General features: G+C 66.0%; 17 protein-coding genes. 8 read left to right on the forward strand and 9 right to left on the reverse strand.

Annotated elements, in window-relative coordinates; genetic code table 11:
- Positions 1-3 precede the first annotated feature (3 nt).
- Positions 4-579, forward strand: a complete 576-nt coding sequence (locus CSQ99_RS05260; RefSeq protein WP_099037998.1) for a TetR/AcrR family transcriptional regulator — start codon at positions 4-6, stop codon at positions 577-579.
- Here the strand turns inward: CSQ99_RS05260 and CSQ99_RS05265 are convergent.
- On the reverse strand, positions 576-1,532 hold the full coding sequence (locus CSQ99_RS05265) for a GlxA family transcriptional regulator (protein ID WP_099037999.1): 957 nt from the start codon (positions 1,530-1,532) through the stop codon (positions 576-578). The genes CSQ99_RS05260 and CSQ99_RS05265 overlap by 4 nt on opposite strands.
- A gap of 82 nt (positions 1,533-1,614) precedes the next feature.
- On the opposite strand from CSQ99_RS05265, the gene CSQ99_RS05270 reads away from it, so the two are divergent.
- Together CSQ99_RS05270 and CSQ99_RS05275 are read left to right on the forward strand one after the other, a co-directional pair.
- Positions 1,615-2,889, forward strand: coding sequence for an MFS transporter (locus CSQ99_RS05270; protein ID WP_245908701.1), 1,275 nt, complete (start codon positions 1,615-1,617; stop codon positions 2,887-2,889).
- An 82-nt stretch (positions 2,890-2,971) separates the two neighbouring features.
- Positions 2,972-3,715 carry a fasciclin domain-containing protein gene (locus CSQ99_RS05275; protein ID WP_099038098.1) on the forward strand — a complete coding sequence of 248 codons (744 nt, stop codon included), beginning with the start codon at positions 2,972-2,974 and terminating at the stop codon, positions 3,713-3,715.
- Here CSQ99_RS05275 and CSQ99_RS05280 read toward each other — a convergent pair.
- Genes CSQ99_RS05280 through CSQ99_RS05295 form a run of 4 tightly spaced genes read right to left on the reverse strand, consistent with a single transcriptional unit; the run spans position 3,712 to position 7,972 of the window.
- Entirely contained in the window at positions 3,712-4,866 is a 1,155-nt protein-coding gene (locus CSQ99_RS05280; protein ID WP_099038000.1) for an aromatic ring-hydroxylating oxygenase subunit alpha, read from the reverse strand. The genes CSQ99_RS05275 and CSQ99_RS05280 overlap by 4 nt on opposite strands.
- A 50-nt stretch (positions 4,867-4,916) precedes the next feature.
- A complete protein-coding gene (locus tag CSQ99_RS05285) occupies positions 4,917-5,798 on the reverse strand; it encodes an ABC transporter permease (RefSeq protein ID WP_099038001.1) in 882 nt (293 codons plus the stop codon).
- A complete protein-coding gene (locus CSQ99_RS05290) occupies positions 5,795-6,736 on the reverse strand; it encodes an ABC transporter permease (protein ID WP_099038002.1) in 942 nt (313 codons plus the stop codon). Before CSQ99_RS05290 ends, CSQ99_RS05285 begins: the two co-directional genes overlap by 4 nt.
- 6 nt (positions 6,737-6,742) lie before the next feature.
- The gene (locus CSQ99_RS05295; protein ID WP_099038003.1) at positions 6,743-7,972 is read right to left on the reverse strand and encodes a polyamine ABC transporter substrate-binding protein; all 1,230 of its coding nucleotides are present in this window, start codon (positions 7,970-7,972) and stop codon (positions 6,743-6,745) included.
- A 118-nt stretch (positions 7,973-8,090) separates the two neighbouring features.
- Here CSQ99_RS05295 and CSQ99_RS05300 point away from each other — a divergent pair, with 118 nt between their 5' ends.
- Positions 8,091-9,440, forward strand: a complete 1,350-nt coding sequence (locus CSQ99_RS05300; protein ID WP_245908703.1) for an aspartate aminotransferase family protein — start codon at positions 8,091-8,093, stop codon at positions 9,438-9,440.
- A gap of 13 nt (positions 9,441-9,453) precedes the next feature.
- The gene (locus CSQ99_RS05305; RefSeq protein ID WP_099038005.1) at positions 9,454-10,602 is read left to right on the forward strand and encodes an ABC transporter ATP-binding protein; all 1,149 of its coding nucleotides are present in this window, start codon (positions 9,454-9,456) and stop codon (positions 10,600-10,602) included.
- On the opposite strand, the gene CSQ99_RS05310 is transcribed toward CSQ99_RS05305, so the two are convergent.
- Positions 10,589-11,248, reverse strand: coding sequence for a TetR/AcrR family transcriptional regulator (locus CSQ99_RS05310; protein WP_099038006.1), 660 nt, complete (start codon positions 11,246-11,248; stop codon positions 10,589-10,591). The genes CSQ99_RS05305 and CSQ99_RS05310 overlap by 14 nt on opposite strands.
- Positions 11,249-11,361: 113 nt before the next feature.
- Between CSQ99_RS05310 and CSQ99_RS05315 the strand changes: the two genes are divergently transcribed.
- A complete protein-coding gene (locus CSQ99_RS05315) occupies positions 11,362-12,984 on the forward strand; it encodes a phytoene desaturase family protein (protein ID WP_099038007.1) in 1,623 nt (540 codons plus the stop codon).
- Positions 12,981-14,987: an acetate--CoA ligase family protein gene (locus tag CSQ99_RS05320; RefSeq protein ID WP_099038099.1), complete on the forward strand. Its 2,007-nt coding sequence runs from the start codon at positions 12,981-12,983 to the stop codon at positions 14,985-14,987. Before CSQ99_RS05315 ends, CSQ99_RS05320 begins: the two co-directional genes overlap by 4 nt.
- On the opposite strand, the gene CSQ99_RS05325 is transcribed toward CSQ99_RS05320, so the two are convergent.
- On the reverse strand, positions 14,988-15,332 hold the full coding sequence (locus CSQ99_RS05325; protein WP_099038008.1) for a cupin domain-containing protein: 345 nt from the start codon (positions 15,330-15,332) through the stop codon (positions 14,988-14,990).
- On the reverse strand, positions 15,329-16,531 hold the full coding sequence (locus CSQ99_RS05330) for an NAD(P)/FAD-dependent oxidoreductase (protein WP_099038009.1): 1,203 nt from the start codon (positions 16,529-16,531) through the stop codon (positions 15,329-15,331). The genes CSQ99_RS05325 and CSQ99_RS05330 overlap by 4 nt, the downstream gene beginning before the upstream one ends.
- 53 nt (positions 16,532-16,584) lie before the next feature.
- On the opposite strand from CSQ99_RS05330, the gene CSQ99_RS05335 reads away from it, so the two are divergent.
- A complete protein-coding gene (locus tag CSQ99_RS05335) occupies positions 16,585-17,748 on the forward strand; it encodes an acyl-CoA dehydrogenase family protein (RefSeq protein WP_099038010.1) in 1,164 nt (387 codons plus the stop codon).
- Here the strand turns inward: CSQ99_RS05335 and CSQ99_RS05340 are convergent.
- Positions 17,745-18,887 (reverse strand): acyl-CoA dehydrogenase family protein, encoded by a 1,143-nt coding sequence (locus CSQ99_RS05340; RefSeq protein ID WP_099038011.1) that lies wholly within the window; start codon positions 18,885-18,887, stop codon positions 17,745-17,747. The two genes, CSQ99_RS05335 and CSQ99_RS05340, sit on opposite strands and share 4 nt — an antisense overlap.
- Between the last annotated feature and the right edge of the window lie 18 nt (positions 18,888-18,905).

Here is an 18,905-nt window from a genome sequence, read left to right on the forward strand (position 1 = left end):
CGCATGTCCGACGTCGTACATCTGCGGTCCTACGACGACCGCAGTCGCGATGACGAGGAGACGCGCGAGATCGTGCGTGCGACCGTCGAACTGTTGCGCGAGATTCCGTACTCCGACATCACCATGGCGGCGATCAGCAAGCGCTCAGGGGTATCCGTCGGGTCGCTGCGCGAGCAGTTCTGGTCGAAGGACGCGATCGTCGCCGAGATCTATCTCCACCGGCTGCGAGCCGCACCGCTGGACGTCGACGTCGACCTGGGTGTCCAGGAACGGATGGTGGCCCAGTTCTCACATCTCGTGATGCTGTTGGCCGACGAGCCCGGGCTTGCGGCCGCGTGCTCCAGCGCGCTCGTCGGTGCCGACCCGTCGGTGCGGTCCGTCCGGGAGCGCATCCACGCCGAGTATCACCGGCGGGTACGCACCATGCTGCGCTCGGGCGCGTGGCCCGAGGTGACACAAACTCTCGAATTCGGCCTCGTCGGCGCGTTGGTGCACGCGAGCTGCGGCATCGACAACTTCCAGCAGACCGCCGACGACCTCGCCCGGATGGTGGCGACGGTGTTGCCCGACAGTCGCTAGGCGCCCTGGTAGACCTTGCGATAACTCGACGGTGACATCCCCACACCACGGCGCAGGTGATGGCGAAGGTTTGCGCCGGAGCCCAGGCCCGACAATCTGGCCACCTCGTCGACGGGGTGGTCCCGGGACTCCAGCAGTTCGCGGGCGAAGTCGATGCGGCGGTTGCGGATCCATGTACCGGGGGCCTGGCCCGTTTCCTCGCGAAACCGCCGACTGAACGTCCGCGCGCTCATCTTGGCGTGCCGGGCCAACCGCGACACCGTGAGCTCCTCGTGGAGATGTCGCAACGCCCACTCGCGGGTGGGGGCCGTCGAGAAGTGGTCGGGCGCAGGCACCTGCCGGTCGATGAACTGTGCCTGTCCACCTTCGCGCCACGGTGGGACGACGCAGTACCTCGCAACCGCGTTCGCCACCTGTGCACCGTGGTCGGACCGAATGATGTGCAGGCACAGGTCGATTCCAGCCGCCAGGCCCGCCGAGGAAAGGATGTCGCCGTCGTCGACGAACAGCACGTTCTCGTCGACGCGCACCCGTGGATGCAGCCGGCGCAGGTCGTCGGCGAATCGCCAGTGCGTGGTCGCGGGGCGGCCGTCGAGCAGACCGGCGGCTGCGAGCACGAACGCCCCGGTGCAGATCGACACCAGCCGCGCGGCCGGACGGATCAGTGCCAGCGCCGCCGCGACGTCGGGCGTCAGCGTGCCGTCCTCTCGGGCGGACGGATACCTCGTACCCGGAATGACCACGGTGTCGGCGGTCACCAGTGCCTCCGGGCCGGCCTCTGCCAGCACCGAGAAGCCGGTCGTGGCGGCGACGGGGTCGCCAGACAGTGCGCAGGTCACCACGTCGTAGAGCGGGTTGCCGTCGTCGTCGCTCGCGTTGGAGAACATCAGCGGCGCGATGGTGGCGTCGAACCCGACGACGGGCGGCAACAGGAGGACGGCGACGCGGTGCATCCACCCAGTTTGGCATGTTCTTGACGAATGTTGTCATTCATGCCACTGGTCGAACCGGGTTCGCGCTGACCAGAGTGATGCGGTGACGTCGACCGCCGCACAGCAGACCGCGCCGAGGATCCACTGGGCGTGGGTGGTCGCGGCCGTCAGCTTTGTGGCGATCCTCGGCGCGGCGGCCTTCCGATCGGTGCCGGGCGTGATGATGAATCCGCTGCACCACGAGTTCGGGTGGTCGCACGGCGTGGTCGGGCTGGCGATGTCGGTCAACATGACCTTGTTCGGGCTCACGGCGCCGTTCGCCGCGGCGCTGATGGACCGCTTCGGTGTGCGCCCGGTGCTGTCGGGGGCGCTGCTGATGATCGCGGGCGGTTCGGCGCTGTCCGTGACGATGACGGCGAGCTGGCAGCTGGTGCTCCTGTGGGGCGTGCTCGTCGGCGCGGGCACCGGAGCGATCTCGATGGGCTTTGTCGCCACGATCGCGACACGCTGGTTCGAGTCGCGGCGCGGCCTCGTGACGGGGGTGCTCACCGCCGCCAGTGCGACAGGGCAACTCATCTTTCTACCGGTCGTCGCCGAGGTCACCACCCGGCACGGATGGCGCTGGGCGTCGCTGATCGTCGCGGCCGCGGCGCTGTGTGTGGTCCCGCTCGTGCTGGTGTTCATGCGAAATTACCCGCAGGACAAGGGTTTAACGGCGTACGGCGCGACGGCTGCGACCGAACCGGCCGCGGTCCCGGCTTCGAGCTTCCGCGCTGCGTTCGACGGCCTGTTGATCGGCGCTCGCGTTCCGGCGTTCTGGCTGCTGGCGGCGAGCTTCGCGATCTGCGGGATGACGACGAACGGACTGATCGGCACGCACTTCATTCCGGCGGCCAATGACCACGGCATGCCGACGACGGTCGCGGCCGGCCTGCTGGCGACCATCGGCATTCTCGATGTAGCCGGCACCGTGTTCTCCGGATGGCTGACCGACCGCGTGGACCCGCGCCTGCTGCTCGTCGTCTACTACACCGGCCGGGGAGTCTCGCTGCTGGCGTTGCCGTCGCTGCTTTCGCCGCACGCCGAACCCAGCACGTGGGTCTTCGTCATCTTCTACGGCTTGGACTGGGTAGCCACCGTTCCTCCGACGATCGTGTTGTGCCGGAATTACTTCGGCAGCCGTTCTCCCATCGTGTTCGGCTGGGTCTTCGCGTCCCACCAGTTGGGCGCGGCAGTGGCCGCGGCGGGCGCCGGATGGCTGCGTGATCTGCAGGGTGGTTACGACACGGCGTTCTACCTCGCAGGGGGCCTTTGCTTCGTCGCGGCCGCGTTGTGTGGCAAGATCCGCAAAACGCAGGTCAGAGCACCTGCACCTTAGGTTTTACCAGCTTTTCACTTTGGCGAAGGCGCGTTGCGGGCTTTACCATGCGATGCGACTGGAAGATCTGAGGAGCACTTACGTGAAGACCCGCACCAGCAAGACCATTGGCGCCGCCGCCGGAATCGCCGCGATCGCGCTGTCGATACCGCTGGCCGTGACCGCCTACGCCCAGCCCGATACCGAGCCCGCACCCGAGCTCGAGATTCCCGATCCCCAGGGGCCGGGCTGCGACGCGTTCAAGACCGCCGTGCCGAACTACAAGACGCTGTCCACCTCGCCGGTGGGCACCGCGCTGCAGAGCATCCCCGACGCCAGCACCTTCTACTCGGCGATCTCGGGTGGCTTCAACCCCGCGGTCAACATCGTCCCGGTCTTGGAGAACGGCCCCTACGTGGTGTTCGCGCCGACGAATGAGGCCTTCGCCAAGCTGGCTCCCGCGCAGGTCGACGCGCTCAAGGCCGACCCGGCCGCGCTGAGCGACCTCGTCTACTACCACGACTTCCTCGGCCTGCTCGGCAACGAGGACGTCAAGGGCCAGCGGCCGACCCAGCAGGGTGCCGAGATCAAGGTCGAGGGCGATGGCGGCGACATCAAGGTCAACGACACCGCCAAGCTCGTCTGCGGTGCGATCTTCGCCAAGGACGCGCGGATCTATTTGATCGACACGGTGCTGGATCCCAAGACGCCGCCGACCGCTCTCACGCCGTCGGCGACGTCGAGCACGACCTCCACCACGACGACCACGAGCGAGACGCCGGCGACGACGCCCGCGGCCCCGCCCGCCGAGGCCCCCATGCCTGCGGCGGACGCCCCGATCGGCTAGGGCCCGGCGGCGCCGGAGTACGCCCGGGCCACCCGCGTCACGAATTGATAGACGCCGTCCTCGTCGGGCGCCAGTGGTCCCGGCCGGGCATGCGGCGACGTCAGTCCCCGCTGCACGGACTCGCAGGCCGCCCAGTCTTGGCGGTTCGTGAGATCCCAGAAGTCGACCGCGTACGACGGGTCGAAATCCGATTCGGCGGCAACGTCTTTCGGGAACGCCCAGGCGCATTCGACGTATGTCCGGTCCGCGGCCAGCGGCGTCATCAGGTGGGTCATCACGTAGTCGGGATGCAGGCTCACCAGCAGATTCGGATATCCGACGAGGTACATCACGCTGCGCAGCTCTCGCTCAGAGAGACCGGCGATGGCGACACCGCCGCTCTTGCCCGTCAGCGACATCGTTTCGGCCCCTTCGACGATCGACATCCAGCCGCCCATCCACGTGCCCTTCAGATCCAGGTTCTCGCCGCTGGTCGGGGGGCTGATCCGGGACAGCTCCGGATGGATGGTCGAGCAGTGATAGCACTCCTGATAGTTCTCGGCGATGACCTTCCAGTTGGTGGCCAGCTCGTAGGAGTGCCGGGCGACGATGGTCAGGTCCTCCGGGTGGTACGGGCCGACTACCTCGTCCAGACCCGCGACATGGTCGGCGAATTCGGCATCCTGACCACTCGGGTCGACGAACAGCCAGCCGTGCCAGTTCACCAGTCGCATCTCGGCGAGCCCGAACTCGTCAGGCTCGAACCCTTCGACATCACCGAACCCTGGAGCGTTCCGTAGTCGGCCGTCGAGGCGGTAGGACCACGAATGGTACGGGCACACCACGCCGCGGCCCTTGGTCACCGTGTTGCACGCCAACAGTTCGTGCCCGCGATGTCTGCAGGTGTTGGCGAACGCGCGAATGACGTCATCTTCGGCGCGCACCAGCAGTATCGCGTTGCGGCCGGTGCCCACCGCCTTCTGCGCACCGACCCCGGCCAGATCCGAAGCGTGCCCGACACAGGACCATCCGGAGAAGATGTGGCGCTGCTCCCACGCGAACACGTCTGGGTCGACATAGGCCTCGCGCGGCAGCATCCGCGACTGGCCGAACGGGGCGAGCGCCGCGGCCAGCCCGTCGGCAGGGACTGGAGCCCGACCCTGTTTGAACATACAGTCAGCCTACTGCGCGCGACCTCGGTGGTCTACAGGGATCCACCAGTTCACGCCTCTCCCGCGAACGCCCCGATGCCGCGGTCCTTCGTCGTGGTGTCCGATCGGGTCAGGTATCGGTAGACAAGGAATCCGACCGTGACGGCAGCCAACGCCGCGAGCAGGAGCAGTGTGGCCAACGCGTTGAGCGCCGGCGTCGGCGCGGCGCGGGCGGTGTTGTAGATCTTCACCGAGACGGGCTCGGTAGCAGCGTCTCCGGACAGGTAACGCACCAAAACGAAGTCGTCGATGACGTCGGCGAACACCAGCACAGTGCTCGCGAAGATCGCGGGCATCAGCATCGGCATGATGATCCGGCGCAGCGCCCCGATCGGTGACGCACCGAGATCCATTGCAGCCTCTTCGTATTGGGGCCCAATGGTGGCCAGTCTTGCCCGCACCAGCACCGCGGGGTAGGACACCTGGAAGGTGACGAGGCCGATCACCTGTGCGGTGGTGCCGAGTTCGACCGGTACCGCCACCGCAGTGATCACGAACAGCAGCGCGACGGCGAGTAGCACCTCCGGCAGCACGAATGACAGCAGCATCAGGAAGTTCGCCCCGTTAGGCAGCCTGCCCCGCCACCGGTCGATGCCGATCGCAAACAGCGTCCCGAGCGGAATCGTGATCAGAGTCGCGATCACGCCCAGCTTCATGGTCTGCAGGAGTGCGGTGTGCAGCGCGTCGTTGTGCCATACCGATAGCGTCTCGTCACCCCAGTACCAGCGGGTCGAAAAGCCCTGCCAGGTCGTTCGCGATCGGCCGGCGTTGAACGAGTAGACCACCGCGATGATGACCGGCAGTAGCGACCACAGCAGGTAGCCGATGGTGATCGCGATCAGGAAACGTGGTGGCCGCCACGGGTTGTTCCACCATGCAACGGGGCCTCTCATGTGGACAGCTCGCTGCCTCGCGTGACCGAACGCAGGTAGTACAGCATCGGCAGCAGCGCGATGAGGAATACCAGCATGACGAACGCGCCCGCCTGACCGGTCTGCCCCGGAGCCTGCACGCCATCGTTGATCAGGTTGCCGACCATGGTCGTCTTCGGCGACGCCGACAACATGTCGTTGGTGAAGTAGTCGCCGAGCATCGGCAGGCAGGTCAGCAGCAGCGCCGCCACGATCGTCGGCCGACACAACGGCAGCGTCACGCGCCAGAACGACGAAAAGCGGTCGGCGCCAAGGTCACGCGACGCCTCGAGCATCGGCTGCGAAAGCCGGTCGAGGCCCGCGTAGAGGGGCAGGATCATGTACGGGACATAGCCGTAGACCAGCCCGAGGATCACCACCACGGGCTGTCCGGTCAACCATTTGACGTCCGGGGTGAACATGCCTCCCAGACTGAGCACCTTGTTGAACAGGCCGTCGTCCTGAAGCAGGTTCACCCACGCGAACATCCGCATCATGTAGCTGATCCAGAACGGCGCTATCAACAGCGCGAGCACCAACCCCTTGCGCTTGCCGGCGAGCCGGGCCACGTAGTACGAAACCGGGAAGGCGATGAGTAGGCAGAGCGCGCTGGCAACCAACACGTAGATGAACGTGCGCGCGATGGCCGGACCGTACACACCATTGTCGCCGACGATGTGGGTCAGCACGTAAGTGAACTGGGTGGGATCCCACTGCAGCGGATTCCACACCGGGACGGGAGTGCGGAACAGCGGGTCGACCTGACCGAAGACAATGCACAGCACTACATAGAGCGGGAATAAGAAGAACGCGAACAACCAGACGATTCCGGGAGCGGCCAGCACGGCCCACAGCCGATTGCGACGCTGACGGGCCGGCGGAGCCTGCCGCGGAGGCGCGGTGACCACCGGGACCGCCACAGGTACTTACGACCCGCCGGCCTGGAAGGCCTGCCACACGTTGCGCCATGCGGTCTCGTTGGCCGCGTCGAGCTCCAGCAGTCGGTAGCCGACGTCGAAGTACTCCGGTCTCACGATCGCCGAGCGCAGGTTCTCCGGGATGAACTCTTCTTGGACAAGCGAATCCGGCGTGATGCTGTTCTGCGGCGGCTGGTAACCGATCGCGGAGAAGTTCTCCTTCGCCACCTCGGCATCGAGCATGTGATTGATGAACAGGTGGGAAAGGACCGGGTTCTTGCCGCCCTTGAGCGTCACGAGCATGTCGTTGTCGACGAGTCCCTTTCCGTCGGAAGGGAACCAATAGCGAAGGATTTCCGGGCCGGTGCCTTCGGGTAGGTAGGACTGCGCATTGATGACGTCACCCGACCACATCTGTGCGAGACCCATTTGTCCGGCGGGCAGGTCGTTGTACATCGTGATGGTGACCTTCGGCGAGGTGGCGGCCACCAGCGCCTGCAGTTGCTCACCGACCATCTTCAGATCGGCTTCCGATGAGGTGTTGACGTCGGTGATGCCTTGCTTCAGTAGCACCATGGCCATCGCCGTGTGGAAGTCGTCGATGACCGCCGTCTTGCCCTTGTACTGCGGATCCCACAACGACTCGTACGGATTGGCCAATGCGCCGATATCGGCGGGTACCTGGTCGGTCCGCCAACCGATTCCGGTGGTGTAGATGGTGTACGGCACGCTGTACTGCCAACCCTGGTCGTACCAGGGGTCGGTGAAGCTGGGCCACACGTTCTTGATGTTGGGAACGTAGGTGTGGTTCAGCGGGCGCAGCAGCCCGCCGTTGACCAGGCGGCTGATCTCGGTGTAGTTGGCATTGTAGATGTCGAAGTCGACGCCGCTGCGTAGCTTGGTGATCGCCTCGTCGCCGTCGTTGAAGGTCGAGACCTCGATCTTGATGCCGTACTTGTCCTCGAAGCTTTTCATGGCCTGCGGGCTGAGGTAGTCGGCGTAGTTGTAGATCTTGAGCGTCGCGCCCTGCTCCGGCGCGAGATTGTCGGCGATCGGTTTGTTGTCATCGGGGATCGGCCATTTCACCGGATTGTCCGGCGATGCGAGCGTCAGACTCGGTCCTCCCGAAGACGATTCGGGCTTGGAACACGCCGCAAGGAAGGCGGGAAGGGTGGGCGCTGCGGCGGCGAGAATCGCTGCGCGCGCCAAAAACTGACGGCGGGTCGGAGGTGTTGGCATCGGGACCTCCCGTTGATTTCACGTCTTGTCGCTGGTAGGACTCTCGCATAGACTGAATGCTCAGTCAACCGTAGCGGAGTGGAGGTCTACCGTGTCTTCGTCGGTGGTGGAGCCCAAGGTGGCAGACACCGTAGACCAACTGATATCGGACGAGGAGAAAACCTTCCTGCGCCGCCAGCCGCGCAGCACGGAACTCATCGCCAAGGCGCAAGAACACCTTGCCGGCGGGGCGACGTCGAACTGGCAGATCGCCGAGCCGCAGGCCGTGTGGATGAGCCACGGAAAAGGCCCGAAGGTCTACGACGTGGACGGCAACGAGTATGTCGACATGCACGGCGGCTACGGCGCTTCCATTGCCGGGCATGCCCATCCGGCGATCGTCGAAGCGGTCAGTGACCGGGTTCGGCGTGGTACGCATTTCGCGCAACCGACCGAGGACGCGATCTGGATCGCAGGCGAGTTGGCCCGCCGGTTCGATCTGCCACTGTGGCGGTTCGCCAATTCCGGCACCGAAGCCACCATGGACGCGGTGCATCTGGCACGCGCGCTGACGGGCCGCGATCTGATCATCAAGGTCGAGGGTTGCTATCACGGCCACCACGATTCGGTGCAGGTGTCAGTGCTTCCCGAGGCCGACCAGGTCGGACCGCGCGACTCCCCCAACTCGGTTCCCGGCAACTCGGGTATCCCCTCGGCGATCCGCGATCTCGTGATCGTGGTGCCGTTCAACGACGCCGAAGCGGTGGCCCGTGCACTGTCCGAACATCGCGGACAAGTGGCCGCGATGATCCTCGAGCCGATGATGATGAACGCAGGCATCATCCCGCCCGACGCCGGCTACCTCGCCGCCATCCGCGAGTTGGTGCACGCCGAGGGCGCGCTGCTGATCTTCGACGAGGTGAAGACCGGCTTCACCACGGGACCGGGCGGTGTCACAGCGCGCACCGGCGTGGTGCCCGACATGGTGTGCCTGGCCAAGGCATTGGGCGGCGGTATCGCGGTCGCGGCCATCGGAGGCACCCGCGAGGTGATGTCAGCGATCGCCGACGGGCGCTACGAACAGGTCGGCACGTTCAACGGGAACCCGTTGGCGATGGCGGCCTCCCGCGCGACACTCACCGACGTGCTGACACCGGCGGCGTACACACACCTCGACGGGCTCGCCGCTCGGCTTGGCGAATCCCTGGAATCCGTCATCGCCCGGCACGGCGTCGGCTGGCACGTCGTCGTCGCGGGCGCCAAGGGCTGCGTCACCTTCCGCCGGGAGCAGGTGCGCGAATTCCGCGACTTCCTGCAGATCGACGCCAGACTGGGCCATCTGCACTGGCTGATGCAGCACAATGGCGGTGTGTTTCTCCCGCCATGGGGGAAGGTGGAGCAATGGCTGTTGTCTGTTCAGCACCAGCGCGACGATGTCGACCGATTCGCCGCGAACTTCACGCGGTTCGCCGACGCGGTGATGTGCTGACGGGTCCCGTGCGGTGACGGGTGGCGAGATCCAACTGCATCAGTTGGTCAAATCGTTCGACGGCGTCCCGGCCGTCATGGGCATCGACCTGAGTATCCCCGCGGGCCAGTTCTATTCGCTGCTTGGCGCTTCCGGTTGCGGTAAGACCACGACCCTGCGGATGATCGCGGGCTTCGAGAAACCCGACTCCGGGCGGATCGAGCTCGACGGCCGCGACGTGGCGGGGGATCCTCCGCACCGTCGCCCGGTCAACACCGTCTTCCAGACCTACGCGTTGTTCCCGTTCATGACGGTCTGGGACAACGTCGCATTCGGGTTGAGGTACCAGAAGTCGTCGCGCGAGGACACCAAGCGCCGTGTCGGGGAGGCGCTGGAGCTGGTGCGGATGAGCGACTTCGCCAAACGGCGACCGGCCCAGCTGTCCGGCGGCCAACAGCAGCGGGTAGCGCTGGCCCGGGCGCTGGTGTTGCGTCCGCGCGTGCTGCTGCTCGACGAGCCCCTCGGCGCCCTGGACGCGAAGCTGCGCAAGCAGCTGCAATTGGAACTTCGCGCGGTGCAGCGCGAGGTCGGCATCACCTTCGTCTATGTCACGCACGATCAAGAAGAAGCGCTCACGATGAGCGATCAGATCGCGGTGCTTGCCGAGGGCCGCGTCGAACAGGTCGGTCCACCGCAAGAGATCTACTCTGCTCCTGCCACCACGTTCGTCGCGGGATTCCTCGGTGCCGCCAACATCTTTGACGCCGTCGTCGTGGAGGCCAGCGGCGCCTCGGCAGTATGTGAGGCGCTGGGCACGCGCCTCGGGGCGGCCGTGGGCGACTCCGCGGACTTGGGCGTGGCGGCGATCGTCATCAGGCCTGAGCGGATCGCCCTGCACTCGCCAAATGACCCAGTTGGACAGGGCCACAACGTGATCAGCGGAGTGGTGTCGGAGGTCGTTTACCTCGGCAACTACACGCAAGTGCATGTCGACGTCGGCGCACCTGCGGCGTTGGTTGTCGAGGTGCCGAACCACGCGGGACCCGGCTCGGTGACACACGAGCCAGGGGCGCAGGTCAACTGCGTCTGTGCGCACGATGCGGTGCGCGTATTGCACCGCAGCTCGGCACTGTCGGTGGCCGATCCGGTGGCCGACGAGGTAAGCGCACTCACCCCTTCTTGACTTTGGCCCTGCCGTTGACCCGCTTCTTCGCCGGAGCGAGGTCGAGTTCTCGCTCGGCGAACCGCATTGCGATGTCATAGGCCAGATCTGAGTCGATCTCGGGGTCGTCGAGCGCCACCTGAATGGACAGACCGTCGAGGAGTGCCGCGAACTCCAGCGCGAACATGCGGGCATTGACTTTCGCATCGAACTCAGACGGGTCCGCCGACTGGATCGCGTCGACGATCATCTCTCGCCACTTGGCGTCGAGTTCTGCCCGGTCGGACTTGATCTCATCGTGCCGGAAGGCCTGGGCCCAGAGGTCGAACCACAATCCCCACGCCCCGGGTATGTCGTCGTTCCCCTCCCGCACGCACGTCCAGCGGATCAGCAATGAGAGCCGCTCGCGCAGCGCGGAAACCTCGCCCAGCATCTGCTCGGCCGCCGCATAGAACGACTCCTCCGAATAGCGCAGTGCGTCGACAAGGAGGCGGTCCCGCGTCCCGAAGTAGTAGATGACGAGTGCCGAGCTCACGCCTGCCCGCTTGGCGACATCGGCGATACGGGTGTCGCCGAAACCCCGTTCGCAGATCAGCTCCGCTGCGGCGCGCAGCATCTCGATGCGTCGCGCCTCGTTCTGTTCCGTCGCGGGTGCGGGCTCGGCCATGGTCGTGTCGGCTCCCCTCCGAAGTGCATCGTTGCTCTTGTCTATAGCCTAACACTTGGTTAGATTGAACAGTCAGTCAGGACGCACGCAGCGCCGACGAAAGTAGGGCTTCCATGTCGAACAACTACGACGCTGTCGTCATCGGCGGCGGACACAACGGGTTGGTGTCTGCGGCCTATCTGGCCCGGTCGGGAGCCAGGACCCTGGTTCTGGAAGGCCGCGGATCCCTCGGCGGAGCGGCCACGACCGAGGCGCCCTGGGAGGACGCTCCACACCTGCGGGTGACCCGGCTGTCGTACGTGATGAGCCTGATGCCGCCGACCATTGTGCGGGAGCTGGAACTCGAGCGGCACGGCTACAAGGTGCATCCGATGGGCCCGTCGTACCAGGCCTTTCCCGAGGGCGGGTCACTGATCATCTACGAGGACGACCCCAAGCGCACCCACGAGCAGCTGTCCAAGTTCTCCAAGAAGGACGCGAACGCGTTGCCGGAATACAACGACTGGATCGGCGGCATCGCCGAGGTGATGGGGCCGCTGCTGACGCAGGTGCCGCCCAATGTCGGCTCGAAGCGACCGTCCGATCTGCTCGACCTGGCCAAGCTGGCCTGGCCGCTGCGCAAGAAGATCACGCCGCGCCTCACCGCGGACATCACCCGACTGCTGACCATGAGCATCGCCGATCTCCTCGACGACTGGTTCGAATCACCGCAGGTCAAAGGCCTGATGGCGGTCAACGGCATCATCGGGACCTGGGCCGGGCCGTGTGAGCCGGGAACTGCCTATGTGATGGCGCACCACTCCATCGGCGACGTCGGTGACGGTCAGCTCGGCAGTTGGGGCTACCCAGAGGGTGGCATGGGAGGGGTGTCTGAGTCCATCGCGCGATCCGCGAAGAGTTTCGGCGCCGAGATCCGCACCAACGCAAAGGTTTCCCGGGTGCTGACCCGCGGCGGCCAGGTGCGGGGTGTGGTTCTGGCGAACGGTGAAGAGATCACCGCACCGCTTGTCATCACCACGCTGCATCCGAAGATCGCCTTCCTCGAACACCTTTCGCCGTCCGAGCTGCCTGACGACTTCGTCGGGGACATCGAGCACTTCAAGTCCCGCAGCGGCGTGGTGAAGATCAACGTCGCGCTCGCACAGTTGCCGAGCTTCACGGCGAATCCGAGTTCCGGAATGGCGGAACATCTGACCGGTTCGATCGAGATGGCGCCTTCGATTGACTACCTGGAGGCGGCTTTCCAGGAGGCGCGCGTCGGTAAGGCCGCGGTGCTGCCGTTCAGCGACGGAGTCATCCCGACCACCTTGGACAAGACGTTGAATCCCGATGGCACCCATATCATGTCGCTGTTCACCCAGTGGGTGCCCGCCGAGTGGTCGAACGCGCCGCACACCGAGGAACTCGACGCCTACGCCGACCGGGTGATCGATACCTACGACCAGGTGGCACCCGGTTTCAAGGCCTCGATCACGCACCGCGACGTCGTCGGCCCGTACGAGATGGAGCAGGAGTACGGCCTGATCGGCGGCAACATCTTCCACGGTGAACTCTCGCTGGAGCAGCTGTTCCACATGCGGCCTGCGCCGGGGTACGCAGACTATCGCACGCCGATCGGAGGGCTGTACAACGGCAGCTCGGGCACACACGCCGGCGGTGGCGTCTGCGGGATCCCCGGATGGCAGGCGGCACGGGCGGCGCTGGCGGACAAGAAGCGCCGCTTCGGAAGGCGATGAGCGAAGCGCGGCGCGCGGCCGTCGCCGCCATGCTCGGCGCCCGATCGATGGCCGTCATCGGAGCCAGCCCGCGTCCCGACAGCTTCGGTTCGCGAATGGTCATTGAGGCCCAACGTGGTTCGGCACGTGTGCATTTGGTCAATCCCCACTACGACCGGATCGGCGATACACTCTGCGCGCCGTCAATGACCGATCTCGATGACGATGTCGACCTGGTGTTGCTCGGGGTGCCCGACGAGGCCCTGCTCGAGCAGCTGGAGTCCGCTGTGGCGATCGGCGCGAGAGGGGCGGTGCTGTTCGGCTCCGCGCACGGATTGCGCGATAAGGTCACCGCGATTTCCACGAGTTCGGGCATGGCAGTGTGCGGCGCGGGATGCATGGGCTTCATCAACAACGCGCGCGGTGTGCGAGCGTTGGGCTATCTGGAACCGGATCCGTTGCCCTCCGGCGGAATCAGCCTCATCACGCATTCCGGGTCGGCGTTCTCGACGCTGCTGCGCGCGCGGCGCGGATTCGGCTTCCGTCTGGCGGTGTCCTCCGGCCAGGAACTGGTGACCAACACCGCAGACTATGTCGAGTTCGCACTCGATGATCCCGATACCCGCAGCATCGCGCTGCTCATGGAGACGCCGCGCGACGTGCCGAGGCTGCGAAAGGCGCTGCTGCGAGCGGCGGGCCAGGGCGTGCCGGTGGTGATCCTCACCGTGGGTGGATCGCCCCGGGGCAAGGCGATGGTGGCGGCACATTCTGGTGCGCTCGCAGGTGATCGCGCGGCATGGCACGCATTCTGCGCGGCCACCGGCGCGGTACACGTCGGTGACTTGGCCGAGTTCGCCGATACGCTGGAATTGTTCTCGGCGACAAAGCGGTCCCGCCGGGGCGGCGTCGCGACGGTGCATGATTCCGGCGCCGAACGCGCGCTGGTCGCCGACTTGGCCCACGACCTGGGCATCGAGTTCGCCGACCTGGCCAATGACACGCTCGCCACGATCGGCGCGCTGCTCGACGACGGGCTCGCCGCGACCAACCCCCTCGATGTGTGGGGTACGGGGGCCGACACTCGTAATTTGTTCGGCAGATGTCTGCGCGCGATGGTCGACGATCCAGGTGTGGGGGTCACCGCCCTTGCGGTCGACCTCGTCACCGAATTCGACGACGACACCGCCTATGCGGACGCGGTGCTCGACGTTGCGGCCGAGACGCAGGCGCCGATCGCGGTCGTTGCGTCGGTATCCTCGGCGATCGATCAGACAACGGCACAAAGGCTGCGCGACTACGGGATTCCAGTCCTGGAAGGCGCGCGCAGTGGGCTGGCCGCGCTCGGTCATCTCGCGCGTTGGCCGCTTCCCGTCGAGGAGGTACCAAGTCGTGATCGCCGTCGGGAGATCGGCGCGTCGGCGTCCGAGGTGCTGGCCGCCTACGGGATCCCGGTGGTGGAATCGCGGTCAGCGGATTCGCTCGCCCAGGTGGTGGCGGTGGCAGCTGCGATCGGATATCCAGTGGTGCTGAAAACCGTTGGGGTGCTACACAAGACCGAGGTCGGCGGTGTGGTGCTGGGCCTCGCCGACGAGGCCGCTTTGACGGCGGCCTACAGAAAAATGGCGCAGCGATTGGGAGCCGCGGTGACTGTCGAGACGATGGTCGACGGCGGTGTGGAGATCTCGGTGGGGTTCGTGCGAGACGACGCGTTCGGCCCGTTGGTGGTGGTCGCCGCGGGCGGCACGCTCATCGAGTTGATGCAAGACCGTGTGGTGGCATACCCGCCGCTGTCGCGGCCGGGGGCGCTGCGGATGCTCGACAGTCTGCGGATGGCGCCACTACTCGCCGGATGGCGCGGGGCGCCCGCGGTGGACATCGACGCGTTGGCCGACGTCATCGCCTCCGTTTCGCAGTTGGCCGTCGATCGCGGGAACGAGTTCGACGCGGTGGAGGCCAATCCCGTCATCGCTACACCGCACGGAGTGATCGCGGTGGACGCCGTGATGATCCGCCGACAGCCGTGATCAGAAGATCGAGTAGACCTTCCGCACCGTCTCGTGCAAATCCCAGGTGCCCTTCCAGCCGGTCGGGAACACCGCGATGTCGCCGGCCTTGATCTCTGCGGGTTCGCCACCGTCGGGTGTGACAGTCATCCGGCCGGACAATACGTAGATGACCTCGTTCTCGTCCTGAACCCAGTACGACGGTCCCGGCGTGCACTGCCAGATGCCTGCGGACTTGTCGCCGTCCACCCACATCTCGAGACCGTGCGTCGCCATCGGATCACCTGTCGCTTCGGCAAGCGGGCCCCAGTCCTCGAGTTCTGCGTCGGCGGCCTTGGTGAGTAGTGCGGTGTCGATGGTGTTCACAGTGCTGCTTTCTCCGGGAAGGGTAGTGAGATCGGTTCTGGGGCAACGCGACTGTTGCCGTCGGCGTCGAAGCGGTCGAGCCCGAGGTCGGTGAGGTCAAGCCATCCGCATTCGCCGGTCGCGGTCAGGTCGGCGGCGGCCTGCGCGACCGCGGGGCCCCACATCATCCCGTGCCCGGCGGGGCTTGCCACGACCGTGCCCTCAACAGGACCGTCGTCGGTCAGCAATGGTCCGAGGATGGGCAGGTGGTCCGGTGTGTAGTCGATGGTCGCCGCCCACATGCGCCGAAGGCCGAGGCCTTTGACACCGGGCAGCAATTCCTCGATGCGGTCGCGGGCCTTCCGATAGTAGGTCTCGTCGAAGTCCGCGGCGACGCCCGGTGCCTCGTCGGGGTTGCTCATACCCCATAGCAGACCGCCGGCTTCGCCTGGACGCCAGTAGATTCCGGAAGGGAGGTCGAACACCATCGGCACGGCGTGCACGTCGAACGCTGTGACGGGCGCGGTAACGACGACCTGATGTCGCGCTCCGCCCGCAGGTATCCGTCCTCCTGCGGTCGCTCCGACCTTGCCGAGTTTTGGGCCGCCGGTCAGCACGACGCGTTCGGTGTCGATCGGGCCGTCGGAGGTGTCGACGCCCACCACGCGGCCGCCCGATGTGCGAAGGCCGGTGAACGCGCAATGTTCGCGCACATCGACACCGCACGCTGTGAGCGCGGCGGTGTATGCCAGCACGTTGCGCGGCGCGTCGATGTATCCGTCTCCGGGTGCATAGGACGCGCCAAGCGTCGCTCCCGGTGCCAGGCCGGTGTCACGACCGTCGATGTCGTCGGCGGACAGCCACTCCACGTCGAGCCCGAGCGAGCGCTGCAACGCGATGCGCTCGTGCGCCTGCTCCACTTCGGCCTGGCTGAAACACGGCATCAGGTAGCCCTGCGCCACGAAACCACAGTCCAACGGGAAGCGATCACCGCTGGCGGCGTAGAAGTCCTGGGTGCGAAGGCCGAGCTTGATGGCGGTCTCCGTGCCGCCCTGGGCTCGCACCATGCCCGCGGCCCGGCTGCTGGCGCCATCACCCAGGGTGGCCACTTCGAGCAGCACAACCCGTCGGTCGCCGCTCTCGGCGAGCAGAACGGCCGTCCACGCACCGACCGTCCCGCCGCCCACCACCACAACGTCGGCACTGTGGGAGCTGGTCATACCATGGAACGCTGGCATAGACTGAACGCTCAGTCAAGAGGGTGGAGGTACGGATGTACGGCCTGACCGAACAGGATCGGACCATTCGCGACACCGCGCGGGCGTTCGTCGAAACTCTCATGCCGCACGAGGTGGAGGCCGAGATGGCCGGGGGTGTGCTGCCGAAGGAACTCACCGCCGAGCATCACGCGCGCGCAATCGAATTGGGTCTGTATGCCACCAACATGCCGGCATCGGTCGGCGGTCAGGGTTGTACCGCACTGCAGCAGGTGCTGGTCCAGGAACAATGCGGCCGGGTGACCAACGGACTGGCCTGGGTGATGGCCACTCCCCCGCAGTGGTGGGTCGACGTGGCCACCGACTACCAACTTCAACGCTGGCTGCTGCCGTCGGTACGCGGCGAGAAGCACGAGGCCTATGCGATCACCGAAGAGAACGCGGGCTCAGACGTTTCCGCGCTCGTCGCCACCGCACGCCGGGACGGCGACGAATATGTGGTCAACGGGGTCAAGTGGCACGTGACGTCGTTCAACCTCGCCGACTACGTGTTCGTCGAAGCCGTCCTGCCGGAGGGCGACCACGTGCTGCTGGTGGTCGATCTGCCGTGGCCGGGTGTGGAAGTGGTTCGCACACCGCACTATTCGCATCATATCGCCGACGAGCACCCGATCGTGGCGTTCAACGACGTTCGGGTTCCCCGCGCGAACCTGGTCGGTACCGAGGGCGGTCCGATGACGTTCACCCAGGACTGGTTCCGATTCGAGCGAATGATGGTGGCCGCACGTTGCGTCGGCGCCGCTGCGCGCCTCGTCGACGAGACGACGGCGTTCGCACAGACACGGGTGGTCGACGGCAAGTCGCTGGGCGAGCACCAGTTGGTGGCGGGCATGCTTGCCGACAACGCGACCGAGCTGTTCGCGGCCAGAACCATGCTCTACGAGGTGGCCCGATCCATTGACGCCGGGCACGACCGCAAGACACTGCACGGGCAGGCCTCCATGGCGAAGCTGTACTGCTCGGAGATGGCGGGCCGGGTGGCCGACCGTTCGGTGCAGATCTTCGGTGGCCGCGGCTACATGCGCGAGAACGTCGCCGAGCGGATGTTCCGTGAGCTTCGCGTGGAACGGATCTGGGAGGGCGCAAGCGAGATTCAGCGGATCATCGTGGGCCGTCAGCTGATGACGCGTGGCCCTGCCGCACTGCTCGAGCCCGTTTAGAGCCCCAGGTCGCGGCCGATGATCTCCTTCATGATCTCGGTGGTGCCACCGAAGATCGTCTGGATGCGTCCGTCGACGTAGTCGCGCGCGACGCGGTACTCCAGCATGTAGCCGTAGCCGCCGTGCAGCTGCACGCACTGGTCGACGATCTTCTTGGCGGTCTCGGTCGCCCACCACTTCGCCTTGGCCGCCTCGACCGCGCTCAGTTCACCGTCGACGACACCCTGCAGGCACCGGTCGATGTAGGTCTCGGTGATTTCGAGCTCGGTGTCCATCTCGGCGAGCAGGAACCGGTTGTGCTGGAAGCTGCCGATCGGCTGGCCGAAGGCCTTGCGATCCTTGGCGTACTGCAGTGTCTGACGCCAGGTTTCGCGTGCGCCTGCGACCGCGGTGATCGCGATCGAGAGCCGCTCCGACGGCAGGTTCGTCATCAGGTGGTAGAAGCCGCGTCCCTCCTTGCCGAGCACGTTCGCGTTCGGCACACGGACGTTCTCGAAGTGCAGCTCCGAGGTGTCCTGGGCGTGCAGGCCCATCTTGTCCAGCTTGCGGCCGCGGGTGAAGCCCTCCATGCCGCGCTCGACGACCAGGAGCGTGAAGCCCTTGTGGCCTGCTTCGGGATCTGTACGGCAGACCACGACGACGAGGTCGCAGTTGATGCCCGACGAGATGAACGTCTTGGAGCCGTTGACGATCCAGTCGTCACCGTCGCGCACCGCCGACGTGCGGATGCCGGCGAGGTCGCTGCCCGCACCGGGTTCGGTCATCGCGACGGCGATGATGGTCTCGCCGCTCGTGATCCCGGGCAGCCAACGCTTCTTCTGCTCGTCGTTCGTCAGGTCCTTGAAGTACGGGCCGACGACGTCGTTGTGCAGGCTCAGCGCGGGCGCGGGAACGCCCGCCTTGGCGATCTCCTCGTCGATGATCGCGTTGAACCTGAAGTCGTCGGTACCGCCGCCACCGAACTCCTCGGGCATGTTGAACCCGATGAGACCGTGCTTGCCCGCCGCCACGTAGGCCGAGCGGTCGACGATGCGGTCGGCCTCCCACTTTTCGGTATTGGGAACGAGTTCACTGTCGATGTAACCACGGACGGTGTCGCGGAACGCCTCGTGCTCGGCGTCGTAGATCGTGCGCTTCACTGGTTTCTCCTACTACGC

This window comes from Mycobacterium neglectum (genome assembly GCF_002591975.1).
Lineage (GTDB): Bacteria > Actinomycetota > Actinomycetes > Mycobacteriales > Mycobacteriaceae > Mycobacterium > Mycobacterium neglectum.

Excerpts from the sequence above, each read along its gene's own strand:
- CSQ99_RS05320 (WP_099038099.1), top strand. The coding sequence starts at position 12,981 with ATGAGCGAAGCGCGGCGCGCGGCCGTCGCCGCCATGCTCGGCGCCCGA.
- CSQ99_RS05330 (WP_099038009.1), bottom strand. The coding sequence starts at position 16,531 with ATGACCAGCTCCCACAGTGCCGACGTTGTGGTGGTGGGCGGCGGGACG.
- CSQ99_RS05260 (WP_099037998.1), top strand. The coding sequence starts at position 4 with ATGTCCGACGTCGTACATCTGCGGTCCTACGACGACCGCAGTCGCGAT.
- CSQ99_RS05265 (WP_099037999.1), bottom strand. The coding sequence starts at position 1,532 with ATGCACCGCGTCGCCGTCCTCCTGTTGCCGCCCGTCGTCGGGTTCGAC.
- CSQ99_RS05285 (WP_099038001.1), bottom strand. The coding sequence starts at position 5,798 with ATGAGAGGCCCCGTTGCATGGTGGAACAACCCGTGGCGGCCACCACGT.
- CSQ99_RS05335 (WP_099038010.1), top strand. The coding sequence starts at position 16,585 with ATGTACGGCCTGACCGAACAGGATCGGACCATTCGCGACACCGCGCGG.
- CSQ99_RS05310 (WP_099038006.1), bottom strand. The coding sequence starts at position 11,248 with ATGGCCGAGCCCGCACCCGCGACGGAACAGAACGAGGCGCGACGCATC.
- CSQ99_RS05295 (WP_099038003.1), bottom strand. The coding sequence starts at position 7,972 with ATGCCAACACCTCCGACCCGCCGTCAGTTTTTGGCGCGCGCAGCGATT.
- CSQ99_RS05315 (WP_099038007.1), top strand. The coding sequence starts at position 11,362 with ATGTCGAACAACTACGACGCTGTCGTCATCGGCGGCGGACACAACGGG.
- CSQ99_RS05280 (WP_099038000.1), bottom strand. The coding sequence starts at position 4,866 with ATGTTCAAACAGGGTCGGGCTCCAGTCCCTGCCGACGGGCTGGCCGCG.